The sequence below is a fragment of the Streptomyces sp. NPDC050564 genome, from assembly GCF_044457265.1.
Taxonomy (GTDB): Bacteria; Actinomycetota; Actinomycetes; order Streptomycetales; family Streptomycetaceae; genus Streptomyces.
The window spans coordinates 87,246-99,465 of record NZ_JBITGS010000004.1 but is presented as its reverse complement, the minus strand read 5'-3'; the positions used below and the strand labels follow the sequence as shown (position 1 = coordinate 99,465).

Sequence of the window (12,220 nt, the reverse complement as noted above, 5' to 3'; positions counted from 1 at the left end):
GGCTGTCTGTTGGTGCTGGCACGGGACGAGCCTAACGAGTGGAACCGGTGGAGCAGTTGCCGCTGTCGCAGGCGGGAGCCTCGTACGTCCATCCCGCGCTCGGGTCGTAACGCCACCCGTCTCCCCACCCATAGGCGTTGCCACTCCACCGGTCGGCGGTGTGGGCCTCCCGCCACTTGGCGGCGGCGAGCGTCGCGCCCTTCGCGAGACGGGCGCCGGCCGGGGTGCTCAGCCGATGGGCGAGAGGCCGGTGCTCGCGCAACGCCCACAGGGTGACGACCCAGGCGGCGGACCCCTGGTAGACCTGCCCGCCGTCCCCCACGACGGTGATCTCGCCGAGGGTGGCCCGGTGATCGAGCCCGGGGAAGCGGCGCCGGGCCTCGTCGGACCCGGCCGGCACGAGCCGGAGCGGCACCAACTGCCGCTGCCTGCCGAGCCAGTCCCTCAAGAAGGTGCACAGCGAGCATTGCGCGTCGTACAGCACGGTGAGCCCGAGAACCGGGACGCGCTCGACGTCCCGGTCCCGTGTGGCCGCGAAGCCGGTCATCGAGGTCACGCTCCGGCCGTCGGCGCGATCCAGTCCGTCGGCGCGACGGGCGGCATCTGCTCCCGCTCCATCACTCCCCGCCGCCGGATCTTGTTGAGTACGTACACGTTCCCCAGGTGCATGACCCCGAGCACGAGCAGCACCACACCGAGCTTGGTCGACAGGGCCTCGAAGATCCCGCGGGCGTTGTCGATCTCGGTGTCCTGGTTCAGATAGAGCGCGACGAAGCCCAGGTTGACCAGGTAGAAGCCCACCACCAGCAGGTGGTTGACGGCCTCGGCGAGCTTCTCGTTGCCGTGCAGCACATCGGCCAGGAAGATCCGCCCGTTGTGGCTCAGCGTGCGCGCCACCCAGATGGTCAGCGCGATGCTGACCAGCAGATAGATGACATACGCGACGACTGTGAGGTCCATGCCCCCACCCCTTCTTGAACGCGTTCAAAACGCTGTCGAGAAAGAATGTAGCCATGCTTTTGAACATGTTCAAGTCGAGTGGGTGGTCACCCCCGACGGCCGAGCTCGGGCCGCTTGCCGTAGTCCGTGAGGCCGATGACGTTGCCCCAGGGGTCGGCGATCTCGACGGTCCATCCGGTGGCCACAGGGAACGGGGCGTCCAGCGGCTGAATACCGGCCGACGTGAGGGCGACCGCCGCGGCCCGGGCGTCCCGCACCTCCAGCCATACTCGCGGCGAGGCCCACGGCGGCGGCCGATGACTCAGCTCCTCGTCCAGCTGCAACAGCACGCCCGGCGTCTCCTTGCCCACCTTCAGCAGCGCGATCCCGGCCTCGTCGAGCCGAAACGCGACCGGGAACCCGGCCCGCTCGTAGAACGCCACGGCCTCGCCGAGGTCCCCGACGGGCAGTACAACGTTGTCGAATCCGAGCAGCTCGTATGACACGTCATCTGACATGCCATCAGATTAGGAGCTGCCGGGGAGAGGGCGAAGCGGGACTGACCGCAGGCCGAACATGTGATCACCCGTTGAGGTGAAGCGCCTGTCATTCCCGCTGGGTACGCTGAAAAAAGAACACGGCGAAGCTGCTCGACAGCGCGCTGGAGACGCGGGCCACCGCGCTAGGACTGAGCCGCGAGGAGATCGAGGAGCTGGCCGTCCCCACGTACGGACTCACCGAGGTCGGCCGGGCCGAACACCGATTCGGGGAGATCACCGCCCTGATCGACGTCCAGGGCCCCCGAGCGGTTCTCAGCTGGCGCACCGCAGCCGGCAAGGCCGTCAAGAGCGTGCCCGCCGCCGTGAAGCGGGACCACGCCGACGAGCTCAAGGAGCTGAAGGCGGCGGTCAAGGACATCGACAAGATGCTGTCGGCGCAGGCGGAGCGGCTCGACCGGCAGTTCCTCGCCAGGCGCACTTGGGCGTACGACGCCTGGCGCGAGCGCTATCTCGACCACCCCCTGGTGGGCACCCTCGCCCGCCGCCTCCTCTGGACCGTCGACGGCAGACCCGCCGGGTACGCGGACGGCGAGCTGCGCACCCTCACCGACGAGCCCGTGACCGGAGGCTCCGAAGTCGGACTCTGGCACCCGGTCGGCCGCGAGCCCGCCGAGGCCGTCGCCTGGCGTCGCTGGCTGGAGCGGCACGCGATCACCCAGCCCTTCAAGCAGGCCCACCGCGAGGTGTACCTGCTCACGGACGCCGAGCGCACCACGGGCACGTACTCGAACCGCTTCGCGGCACACATCCTGCGCCAGCACCAGTTCAACTCGCCGGCAGCGATCAGGGGTTGGCGCAACAAGCTCCGCCTCTGCGTCGATGACGAGGCCCCGCCGGCCACCCGTGAGCTGCCCCAGTGGGGCCTGCGCGCCGAGTACTGGATCGAGGGCGACGGCGAGGAGTACGGCGAGGACACCACCGAGTCCGGCAGCTACCTGCGGCTGCGCACCGACCAGGTCCGCTTCTACCCGATCGACGCACCCGAGAACTCGGCGCACTGCTGCGGCGGCGAGTACCGTATGTGGCTGCGCGACGGAGTGGACCCGGTCGAGCCTCTGCCCCTCACCGACATCCCGCACCTCGTCCTCTCCGAAGTCCTGCGCGACGTCGACCTCTTCGTGGGCGTAGCGAGCGTCGGCAACGACCCCACCTGGCAGGACGGCGGCCCGGGCGGCCGCTTCCAGGAGTACTGGAGGTCGTACGGCTTCGGCGAACTGAACCAGAGTGCGGAGACCCGCCGGGTTCTGCTGGAGCGTTTGATCCCGCGCCTGGCGATAGCCGACCGCTGCACCCTCGAAGGCCGCTTCCTCCAGGTCAAGGGCGACCGCCACACGTACAAGATCCACCTGGGCTCGGGCAACATCCTGATGAGCCCGAACGACCAGTACCTGTGCATCGTCCCCAAGGCGAGCGGCACGGCCTCCGGCACCGGCTATCTGCCCTTCGAGGGCGACCGGACGCTGGCGGTCATTCTCAGCAAGGCGATGATGCTGGCCAAGGACTTGGAGATCACGGATCCGACGATCCTCAACCAACTGGGGACGGGCTGAATTCAGGCCGGAGCCCGAGGCGGCGACCCATACTTGTAGCTCTTCGAGATGCCTTGGGAAGGGCGGGCTTGGTGCGACGGCTGTTGACGGTCAACTTCGTGCCCAGCGCGCTCTTCGTTGCTTGCCTGTGGACGCTGATACGAGCCCGGAGCTACGGCGGCCGGAGCGACTGGAGCGAGGCTCTTCCCCACTCTCTCCTCGACTGGGCCTCGGCCCTTCTCGGGCTAGTGGTGTGTGCCTGCATACTCGCCCTGCTGCTGCACCCGTTCCAAATACGGGCGGTGCGGGTGCTGGAGGGGTACTGGGACAGGTGGTCGGCGACTGCTCGCCTTGCCGGCGTGTTGACGGAGATCCAGCGGCGGAGACGGGCAGCGCTGAGCACACGATCACGACGGGTGTCGTCGGACACGGTTGTCACACGGGTCAACGCGGATGCCCACCGTCGGCTCGCCGCCCGGCCTCCCGCGGATGTTCTTCTGCCCACAGCGCTTGGCAACGCCCTTCGCATGGGTGAGATCACGGCGGGAGAGCGCTACGGCCTCACCACCCTCACGTCGTGGCCTCGCATCTACATGCAGCTGCCCCCGCGCATGACACAGAGCCTGCGGTCAACCCGCGATGCCCTGGACGCCGCGGTCAACCTCTGTTGGAGCTTCCTCGCGATGGGGCTGGCGTCAGCGGTCGCCTTGTACGACGAGCCTGGGTCACGCTGGCTCCCGGCTGGAATGCTGATCACTGCGGCCCTGGCCTACAAGGGGGCGGTGATTGCCGCGCAGGCCTACTCCGGTCTGATGCATGTCGTGTACGACCTTCACCGCTTCGATCTGCTGGAGGCACTCCATCACGGGCTGCCCACCAAGGAGTTGGAACGGGAGATGTTCGAGCAGGTCTCGGACACGCTGGCGGGCGAGTGGGTGGCGGACTTGCCGTACGAGCACCGCAGAGGGCGTGGGTCACACGTGCGCGATACTGACGGCGGCGCAGATGCCCAGTAGATGGAAGGCCACTTCGTCTTGAGCCCCGGATTTCGGACCAAGGCCGGAGCCGTAGCGTGGTGACGTATCCAGGTCTCCGGTGAGTCCCCTGTCCTGTCGACCGGTCTCGCTGACCCGGGTAAGCAGTGCGCCGGAGGCATGAACCTTCACTTGCCATGAGCGTGGCACGATCAGATGTACGTGCCCTGCGACAGCGGTGACATGAACTGTTGTGAGGCCGCTGGCATGAGTGGCTCTCAGGTCGGCGCGGAGTTCGCCGCACACCGCGCGGAAGACAAGCAACTCACCGCCTTCCGCAGGCACATGGACCCGTCTGGTGGATAGGAGGCCGGTCCACCTGGTACGCCCATCGCTCGACCCGGAAGTCATCAGCAACACGGCGCCGGAACCGGCCAATGCCAGCGGGACTGCCAGATTTTGAACGGCCCTCACATCGAGGCCACGTGACACGATCAGGCCGCACACAGCAACAACAGCCAGAACAGCCGGACCAATCAGCGAATCCACTGGGACTACGGCACGCAGCAGATTGAGCAGGGCCAGAGCCAGCAACGTCCACGGCCACCATTCGGCTGCGGCGTCCAGAGCGGCCCTGGCCCGATGAAGCGTGTCGCCTACCAGGAAGCAGCCGACGGCCAGTGCGATCAACCCTGCCCAGATCCGGGAGCGTGTCGTCGTACGTCCTCTGCCCCCGCCGTCCATCATTGCGACCTGTCCCCGGCGTAGCCCTCCTGTCAGGTCGCCATGCTACTCAGGTAACTTCCGGCCCCGCAGCGCCGGTACTGTTGAAGAACCGCCAGAAGACCTCCGCTGCCAGTACTTCGGCCCTGCCCCTGTCGTTCTCTTTCGCCAGCACGCATCCGGGCAGGTACCGGCCCGGACAGTCCTGGGGTTCGTGGGTGATTCCGTCAGCCCCCTGGAGGAGCTCGGTGACGGCATCGGTGCCCTTCTGCTGAGCCTCCGCCCAACGCTTCTTGGCGGACCCGCCGTAGCGCCCCGTGAACACCACTCCGCAGATGGCACATTGATGCAATGTGCCTTCGCCGGGCAGAACCACGTCATGCATCATGCCGACCACTCCTCTCCGCCGTGATCTTGGAGCCTGAGTCGCCCCCAGGGTCATCGGTGAGTTCTTGCAGTGGAAGTGAGTCGCTGCGGGGAGGTGCGGGCCTCGGCGCCCGAACCATGGTCAGCTTCCAGCCCCACACGACTTCGACCAAGGTGGCTACGAGAGCGAGTGCGGCGGCTGCCCACCGATAGTTGGGCTGTTCCGATACGGACGTCGGCATCAGGGCAGAGGAGAGGCCCAGGCCGAGCAGCACAGTCCCGAGATTGTAGGCGTGGACCGCCGGCTGTATTTTTTCGCGCCAGGTGTTGCGGGCCGTTCCGATCGCCCAGTCGCGGTTGGAGTCATCACGGTAGTAGGCGGCCGTTCTTGTGTCGGCGAACCAGATGCCGAGTTCGTCCGATGTGAAGTGGTATCGCCGAGCACGGAAGCCGAGTTGAATGCTCGCTATCAGGCTGACTATGGCCAGCATCAGACAGAGGACGGCGGCACCGGGCCAGCGGAACTTTTCTTCGTCGGCCACTATTACACCCGTGATCGCCACGGCACCACCGGCCAGTAGCGGGGCCGCGACATTGACCGCCGCGTGCACGGAATTCGGATAGCCCGCCTCGGGCAGTGTGGGCCGTTCCTTGGGCGGACTCACGTTGAGTCCGACACCATCCGGGGACTTGCGCTCTCCCATGCATCCGCCTTCCGTATCCCACGTTGTCGGATGTGCCTGGAACGCACTGGTTCGCAGTGTGGCAGGCGGAACGTGACATTCGGTAGACGGCAGGCACGAAGAGACTCGCTGGGGTCCGCTACATGCACGTCGGCCCCGCCTCCGGTGTGCGAAACCGGAAACGGGGCCCACAGGGACGTGCGCGAAAGGTGTCAGAACCGCCGAGTGATCAGCGCCCTCTTCACTTCCTGGATGGCCTTCGTGACCTCGATGCCGCGCGGGCAGGCGTCCGTGCAGTTGAAGGTCGTGCGGCAGCGCCACACGCCGTCCTTGTCGTTGAGGATCTCGAGGCGCTGCTCGCCCGCTTCGTCACGCGAGTCGAAGATGAAGCGGTGGGCGTTCACGATGGCGGCCGGGCCGAAGTACTGGCCGTCGTTCCAGAAGACCGGGCACGAGGACGTGCAGGCCGCGCAGAGGATGCACTTCGTCGTGTCGTCGAAGCGTTCGCGGTCCTCGGCCGACTGAAGGCGTTCCCGCGTGGGCTCGTTCGTGTCCTTCGTGATGAGGAAGGGCATCACATCGCGGTACGCCTGGAAGAACGGCTCCATGTCGACCACGAGGTCCTTCAGGACCGTCAGGCCCTTTATGGGCTCGACCGTGATCGGCTTCTCGGGGCTGAGGTCCTTGATCAGCGTCTTGCACGCCAGACGGTTCTTGCCGTTGATCCGCATGGCGTCCGAGCCGCAGATGCCGTGCGCGCAGGAGCGGCGGAAGGTCAGGGTGCCGTCCTGGTCCCACTTGATCTTGTGGAGGGCGTCGAGGACACGCTCCTTGGGGTCGATCTCCAGCTGGAAGTCTTCCCAGGCCGCCTCCGCCGAGACTTCGGAGTTGAAGCGGCGGATGCGGAAGGTGACCGTGATGTAGGGGGAGTCGGCGAAACCGGGCTCGGGCTGGCCGGCCGCCTCCGCCTTGTCCATAACAGGGGTAGCCATCAGTACTTACGCTCCATCGGCTGGTAGCGGGTCTGGACGACCGGCTTGTAGTCGAGACGGATGGACTCGGTGCCGTCGTCGCCGACCTCGCGGTACGCCATGGTGTGGCGCATGAAGTTGACGTCGTCGCGGTTCGGGTAGTCCTCGCGGTAGTGACCGCCGCGGGACTCCTTGCGGGCGAGCGCCGAGACCGCCATGACCTCGGCCAGGTCGAGCAGGTTGCCCAGCTCGATGGCCTCGAGGAGGTCGGTGTTGAACCGCTTGCCCTTGTCCTGGATCGAGACGTTCCGGTAGCGCTCGCGGAGTTCCGCGATCTTCTCCACGGCCGTCTTGATCGTCTGCTCCGTGCGGAACACCATCACGTTGGCGTCCATGCACTCCTGCAGTTCCCGACGGATGTCGGCGACCCGCTCGGTGCCCGTGGAGCTGCGCAGGCGCTCGACCTGCGACACGACCTGGGAGGCCGGGTCCTCGGGCAGCTCGACGTAGTCGGCCTTCGCCGAGTACTCGGCGGCCGCGATGCCCGCACGACGTCCGAAGACGTTGATGTCCAGGAGGGAGTTCGTGCCCAGGCGGTTGGCGCCGTGCACCGACACGCACGCGACCTCACCGGCGGCGTACAGGCCCGGGACGACGGTGGTGTTGTCCGACAGGACCTCACCCTCGACGTTCGTCGGGATGCCGCCCATCGCGTAGTGCGCGGTGGGCTGGATCGGGATCGGGTCCGTGTAGGGCTCGATGCCGAGGTACGTACGGGCGAACTCCGTGATGTCGGGCAGCTTGGCGTCCAGCTGCTCCGGCGGGAGGTGGGTGAGGTCCAGGTAGACGTGGTCGCCCTCGGGACCGCAGCCGCGGCCCTCGCGGATCTCGGTGTAGATGGAGCGCGAGACGACGTCACGGGACGCGAGGTCCTTCATGACCGGCGCGTACTTCTCCATGAAGCGCTCGCCGTCCTTGTTGCGGAGGATGCCGCCCTCACCACGGGCGCCCTCCGTCAGCAGGATGCCCATGCGCCAGATGCCGGTCGGGTGGAACTGGAAGAACTCCATGTCCTCCAGCGGCAGCCCGCGACGGTAGACCGCCGCCTGGCCGTCACCCGTCAGCGTGTGCGCGTTGGAGGTCACCTTGAAGAACTTGCCGGTGCCGCCGGACGCGTAGATCACGGCCTTCGCCTGGAAGACGTGGATCTCGCCGGTCGCGAGCTCGTAGGCGACGACGCCCGCCGAGCGCTTGACGCCGTCGACCTCGGTGATCAGCTGGTCGAGGACGTAGAACTCGTTGAAGAACTCCACACCCTCCTTGACGCAGTTCTGGTACAGCGTCTGGAGGATCATGTGGCCGGTGCGGTCCGCGGCGTAGCAGGACCGGCGGACCGGGGCCTCACCGTGGTTGCGGGAGTGACCGCCGAAGCGGCGCTGGTCGATCGTCCCGTCGGGCGTCCGGTTGAAGGGCAGGCCCATCTTCTCCAGGTCGAGGACCGAGTCGATGGCCTCCTTCGCGAGGATCTCGGCGGCGTCCTGGTCGACCAGGTAGTCACCGCCCTTGACGGTGTCGAAGGTGTGCCACTCCCAGTTGTCCTCTTCCACGTTGGCCAGCGCGGCGGCCATGCCGCCCTGCGCGGCGCCCGTGTGGGAGCGGGTGGGGTAGAGCTTCGTCAGCACGGCGGTGCGGCTGCGCTTCGTCGCCTCGATGGCGGCGCGCATGCCGGCGCCGCCGGCGCCGACGATGACGGTGTCGTACTTGTGGATCTTCATGGTGGTTGCCTCAGCCCCGTGCCTAGCGGATGTTCGGGTCGAAGGTGAAGATCACCAGCGTGCCCAGCAGAATCGTGAACACCGTGGCGGTGTACAGCAGGCCCTTCAGCCACAGGCGCGTGTTCGCACGCTCCGCGTAGTCGTTGATGACGGTACGCAGGCCGTTGGCGCCATGCAGCATGGCGAGCCACAGCATGGCCAGGTCCCAGACCTGCCACCAGGGGTTCGCCCAGCGGCCGGCCACGAAGGCGAAGCCGATCTTGGAGACGCCGCCGTCGAGGACGAGCTGGATGAGCAGGTGGCCGATGACCAGGACGACCAGGACGATGCCGGACAGGCGCATGAACAGCCAGCCGTACATCTCGAAGTTGCCGCGGGTCGACTTCGGGGTCTTCTTGGTGCGCTTGCGCGGGGCCTCGATGAGCGGCGCCGGGTTGTCGACGCTGTACGCCGAGAACGCGTCCGCGCCCTCGACGGGGCCGATGCCGGATGCGGCGGTTTCAGTGGTGGACATCTGCGTCAGCTCCCGAAGACTTCGCGGAATGCGTGACCGAGGACGGGGTACAGGGCCCCGGCCATCAGCACGACCCAGATACCGACGACGGACCAGAGCATCTGCTTCTGGTAGCGCGGGCCCTTCGACCAGAAGTCGACGGCGATGACTCGCAGGCCGTTGAGCGCGTGGAAGAGGATGGCGGCCACGAGGCCGTACTCCAGCAGCGCGACGATCGGCGTCTTGTACGTGGACACGACCTTGTCGTAGTCCTCGGGGGAGACACGGACGAGAGCGGTGTCCAGCACGTGTACGAACAGGAAGAAGAAGATGAGGACGCCGGTGACTCGGTGAGCCACCCAGGACCACATTCCTTCCCGGCCGCGGTACAGCGTTCCAGCCGGCACGGAAGAACCCTCCGGGAGCGGGGATTGGGGCCTGCCGGCTTCTGTGTCGGTCGGCCCGGCCGGGTACGGTCCACCGGCCCTGGCCATCGTAGCGACGTGTTGTCGGAACGCTTACAGCGGCCCTATCTATGTGATCAAACTGGCAATCAAACAGGCACGTTCGGGCTATTAACGGGTGAGGTGGGGGAGCTTCGGGCTGTCTGCCCGGTGCGTGTTGTGCGTGGTCGCTCCCGGCCAGCCGCACGTGTCACAGCCCCCTAGCCCTAAAGGGGGCGCTCCGGCACGGATGACCCGAAAGAGTGGCGCACCAGGCGGCTCAGACGGCCCTTCGCCAGGCGGCGCAGCTCGTCCGCCGTGGTGACCCGTTCCTCCTCCGGATCGCTGGTCAACCGTGATCGGATGGCGACGAGTACCTGGTCGAGGGCCTCCTCGGGGGTCGCGTCATCCAGACAGATCACGAACACATGCCCGAAGCGGCTCTCGTACGCGGCGTGCGCGGCGCTGAGTGCAGTGTGGGCGGCGGAGTACATGGCGTCCGGGAGCAGCGTGAGCGACTCGCCGGCCAGCGCCTCGGCGAGGTCGGCGGGCGTCAGGTCGTACGCCGCCTCGTCGGCCGCGGCGAGCAGGGCGTCCAGGTCCGGGTAGGGCCGGTGGTCGGCCAGGCGATGGGCCCAGCGCAGGCTGCGGCAACAGGTCAGGAGGGCGCGCACGACCGCGTCGGCGGGTGCGGAGTTGAACCCCTCCAGGCCGGCCGGGGACGGCGCCGCGTTCTTCTGCTCGGGGAGGGCGACCTGGCCGGGGAGGCGTGGGAGACGGTGCGAAGGCAGCGTGGGTCCTCGGCGGTGGGAGGGAGGCGGGGTGACGCTGGATCCGGAGATCCGGATCCTGTGACGCCCGTGGACGTGTGGACGTCACGTGTGTGTCGGCAGGGGAAGAAGTGAGAGTTGTGCTGCTCACGCTATCGAGAAGTGTCAGCAGCTGTCCGATCGATGCCCGAAATTTCACCCGTACGGGAGAGTTTCGAAACGTGCGGTGGACTGCGGCTGCGAGGGCGAGGGTGGGGGCTTAGGTTCATTTACGAGGTGTACGACGTCTACGACGGGATGTGGACCTTGACGGCCGAGGCGAAGGGCGTGATGCGGTGAGCACGGGCAGGCGGCGGGCGCCGGCGCGGAGCAGAAAGCGGCCGACGCTGATCGCGACGGGCGTGGTGGCGGCCGGTGCCGTCGCCGCGAGCGTCGCGCTGTGGCCCTCCGGCGGCGACGGTGAGCCCACCGGAGCGAGCGTGCCGTCGGCCGCCAGGTCCGCCGCTTCGCCCACGACGCCGGCCAGGGCCACGCCCTCTCCCTCGCCGACCCGGACGTACCCGCTGTCCCAGACCCCGCGCACCATCCCGGCCGTACGCGAGCACACGCCGGCCCGCGGCCCCGGCTGGCGCCCCGCCACCGGGGCCCGCGTCGTGGTGGACGACGCCGGCCTCTCCGACGAGGGGCGGCTGCTCGCGGGGGAGCTCAAGCTGACGTACGCGGGGGAGACGAAGGCCAGGGACGGCGATGTCGAGCTGGGCCTGGACAAAGGATCAGCGGGCCCGGAGTCGTACACCCTGACCGTCAAGGACCGGCGGGTCACGATCACCGCCCCCACCGACACCGGCGTCTTCTACGGCACGCGCACCCTCAAGCAGGAGGTGCACGGCGGCGGTACGGCGTCCGAGGGCGTCGTGCGCGACCGGCCCGCGAAGCCGCAGCGCGGTTTCATGCTCGACATCGCGCGCAAGCACTTCACGGCGGCCTGGATCGAGGACCGGGTCCGGGAGCTGGGCGACCTGAAGTTCAACCAGCTCGGGCTGCACTTCTCCGACGACCAGGGCTTCCGCGTCCAGTCGGACACGCATCCCGAGATCGTGTCGAAGGAACACCTCAGCAAGGCGGAGGTGCGCAGCATCATCGACCTGGCGGCGAGCCGGCACATCACCGTCGTCCCCGAGATCGACTCACCCGGCCATCTGGGTGCCGTCCTCGCCGCGCATCCCGACCTCCAACTGCGCAACGTCAACGGGGTCCCCACACGGGGTGCCGTCGACATCTCCAAGCCCGCCGCGGCGACCCTCGTCGACCAACTGCTGAACGAGTACGCGGGTCTCTTCCCCGGCGCGTACTGGCATATCGGCGGCGACGAGTACCAGGCGCTGACGGTGGCGAACCCGGCGGCGTCGTATCCGCAGCTGGCCGCCGCGGCCACGAAGACGTACGGCTCCGGGGCGAGCGTCGCCGACCTGGCGACCGGCTGGCTGAACGACCGTGCCGCGGTGGTGCGCGGGCACGACCGGACCCCGCGGGCCTGGAACGACGGGTTCTTCCGCGGGGGCACGGTCCAGGTGGACGATGACGTGCAGGTGGCGTACTGGACGGGCAAGGAGATCGGGGCCCGGCCGCCGGTCGAATACCTGAGCGCGGGGCGCAAGCTCATCAACTACAACGACGAGTTCCTCTACTACGTGCTCGGGCAGCCGCAGACCTTCGTCTACCCGACCGGGCAGCGCATCTACGAGCAGTGGACCCCGCTCGTGGTGCGGGGCACGACGGCGGTCCCCGCCAAGTACGACGCACAGATCCTCGGCGGTGTCTTCGCGGTGTGGTGCGATCGCTCGGCCGCGCAGACCCAGGACCAGGTGGCGGCGGGGATCAGGATGCCGCTGCGCGCGATGATCCAGAAACTGTGGGATCCGCGCACACCGACGCTGCCCTGGGCCGATTTCAAGACGCTGGCGGACCGGCTGGGCTGACTGCGGGGCGTCGGC

At 67.8% G+C, this 12,220-nt stretch carries 13 protein-coding genes and 1 pseudogene; 3 read left to right on the top strand and 11 right to left on the bottom strand.

Going from position 1 to position 12,220, the window contains the following annotated elements:
• Positions 1 to 31 precede the first annotated feature (31 nt).
• From ACIBK0_RS08150 to ACIBK0_RS08140, 3 genes are all read right to left on the bottom strand, one after another.
• The gene (locus ACIBK0_RS08150; RefSeq protein ID WP_399077348.1) at positions 32 to 547 is read right to left on the bottom strand and encodes a thiol-disulfide oxidoreductase DCC family protein; all 516 of its coding nucleotides are present in this window, start codon (positions 545 to 547) and stop codon (positions 32 to 34) included.
• Positions 548 to 552: 5 nt separating this feature from the next.
• Entirely contained in the window at positions 553 to 960 is a 408-nt protein-coding gene (locus ACIBK0_RS08145) for a hypothetical protein (RefSeq protein WP_399076909.1), read from the bottom strand.
• 86 nt (positions 961 to 1,046) lie between these two features.
• The gene (locus ACIBK0_RS08140; protein ID WP_399076907.1) at positions 1,047 to 1,457 is read right to left on the bottom strand and encodes a VOC family protein; all 411 of its coding nucleotides are present in this window, start codon (positions 1,455 to 1,457) and stop codon (positions 1,047 to 1,049) included.
• A 113-nt stretch (positions 1,458 to 1,570) separates the two neighbouring features.
• On the opposite strand from ACIBK0_RS08140, the pseudogene ACIBK0_RS08135 reads away from it, so the two are divergent.
• Positions 1,571 to 3,049, top strand: a pseudogene (locus ACIBK0_RS08135) (DUF4132 domain-containing protein); the annotation flags it as partial.
• Positions 3,050 to 3,555: 506 nt separating this feature from the next.
• A complete protein-coding gene (locus tag ACIBK0_RS08130) occupies positions 3,556 to 4,044 on the top strand; it encodes a hypothetical protein (protein ID WP_399076904.1) in 489 nt (162 codons plus the stop codon).
• Here ACIBK0_RS08130 and ACIBK0_RS08125 read toward each other — a convergent pair.
• From ACIBK0_RS08125 to ACIBK0_RS08090, 8 genes are all read right to left on the bottom strand, one after another.
• Positions 4,003 to 4,692 carry a hypothetical protein gene (locus ACIBK0_RS08125; RefSeq protein WP_399076903.1) on the bottom strand — a complete coding sequence of 230 codons (690 nt, stop codon included), beginning with the start codon at positions 4,690 to 4,692 and terminating at the stop codon, positions 4,003 to 4,005. The genes ACIBK0_RS08130 and ACIBK0_RS08125 overlap by 42 nt on opposite strands.
• A gap of 103 nt (positions 4,693 to 4,795) precedes the next feature.
• Positions 4,796 to 5,113 (bottom strand): hypothetical protein, encoded by a 318-nt coding sequence (locus tag ACIBK0_RS08120; protein WP_399076901.1) that lies wholly within the window; start codon positions 5,111 to 5,113, stop codon positions 4,796 to 4,798.
• Positions 5,103 to 5,795 carry a hypothetical protein gene (locus ACIBK0_RS08115; protein WP_399076899.1) on the bottom strand — a complete coding sequence of 231 codons (693 nt, stop codon included), beginning with the start codon at positions 5,793 to 5,795 and terminating at the stop codon, positions 5,103 to 5,105. Before ACIBK0_RS08115 ends, ACIBK0_RS08120 begins: the two co-directional genes overlap by 11 nt.
• Positions 5,796 to 5,986: 191 nt before the next feature.
• Entirely contained in the window at positions 5,987 to 6,766 is a 780-nt protein-coding gene (locus tag ACIBK0_RS08110) for a succinate dehydrogenase iron-sulfur subunit (RefSeq protein ID WP_189191609.1), read from the bottom strand.
• Positions 6,766 to 8,520 (bottom strand): succinate dehydrogenase flavoprotein subunit, encoded by a 1,755-nt coding sequence (gene sdhA, locus ACIBK0_RS08105; RefSeq protein ID WP_399076896.1) that lies wholly within the window; start codon positions 8,518 to 8,520, stop codon positions 6,766 to 6,768. Before sdhA ends, ACIBK0_RS08110 begins: the two co-directional genes overlap by 1 nt.
• 22 nt (positions 8,521 to 8,542) lie before the next feature.
• A complete protein-coding gene (locus ACIBK0_RS08100) occupies positions 8,543 to 9,034 on the bottom strand; it encodes a succinate dehydrogenase hydrophobic membrane anchor subunit (RefSeq protein WP_399076894.1) in 492 nt (163 codons plus the stop codon).
• Between the two features lie 5 nt (positions 9,035 to 9,039).
• On the bottom strand, positions 9,040 to 9,420 hold the full coding sequence (sdhC, locus tag ACIBK0_RS08095; protein ID WP_121405616.1) for a succinate dehydrogenase, cytochrome b556 subunit: 381 nt from the start codon (positions 9,418 to 9,420) through the stop codon (positions 9,040 to 9,042).
• A 263-nt stretch (positions 9,421 to 9,683) separates the two neighbouring features.
• Complete coding sequence (locus tag ACIBK0_RS08090) at positions 9,684 to 10,247, bottom strand: 2-oxo-4-hydroxy-4-carboxy-5-ureidoimidazoline decarboxylase (RefSeq protein ID WP_399077346.1); 564 nt, start codon at positions 10,245 to 10,247, stop codon at positions 9,684 to 9,686.
• 380 nt (positions 10,248 to 10,627) lie between these two features.
• On the opposite strand from ACIBK0_RS08090, the gene ACIBK0_RS08085 reads away from it, so the two are divergent.
• On the top strand, positions 10,628 to 12,205 hold the full coding sequence (locus ACIBK0_RS08085; protein ID WP_399077344.1) for a glycoside hydrolase family 20 protein: 1,578 nt from the start codon (positions 10,628 to 10,630) through the stop codon (positions 12,203 to 12,205).
• The last annotated feature ends 15 nt before the right edge of the window (positions 12,206 to 12,220 follow it).

Bases quoted from the DNA above. Each gene is read 5' to 3' on its own strand.
- ACIBK0_RS08150 (WP_399077348.1), bottom strand. From the start codon at position 547: ATGACCGGCTTCGCGGCCACACGGGACCGGGACGTCGAGCGCGTCCCG.
- ACIBK0_RS08145 (WP_399076909.1), bottom strand. From the start codon at position 960: ATGGACCTCACAGTCGTCGCGTATGTCATCTATCTGCTGGTCAGCATC.
- ACIBK0_RS08140 (WP_399076907.1), bottom strand. From the start codon at position 1,457: ATGTCAGATGACGTGTCATACGAGCTGCTCGGATTCGACAACGTTGTA.
- ACIBK0_RS08130 (WP_399076904.1), top strand. From the start codon at position 3,556: ATGGGTGAGATCACGGCGGGAGAGCGCTACGGCCTCACCACCCTCACG.
- ACIBK0_RS08120 (WP_399076901.1), bottom strand. From the start codon at position 5,113: ATGATGCATGACGTGGTTCTGCCCGGCGAAGGCACATTGCATCAATGT.
- ACIBK0_RS08115 (WP_399076899.1), bottom strand. From the start codon at position 5,795: ATGGGAGAGCGCAAGTCCCCGGATGGTGTCGGACTCAACGTGAGTCCG.
- ACIBK0_RS08110 (WP_189191609.1), bottom strand. From the start codon at position 6,766: ATGGCTACCCCTGTTATGGACAAGGCGGAGGCGGCCGGCCAGCCCGAG.
- sdhA (WP_399076896.1), bottom strand. From the start codon at position 8,520: ATGAAGATCCACAAGTACGACACCGTCATCGTCGGCGCCGGCGGCGCC.
- ACIBK0_RS08100 (WP_399076894.1), bottom strand. From the start codon at position 9,034: ATGTCCACCACTGAAACCGCCGCATCCGGCATCGGCCCCGTCGAGGGC.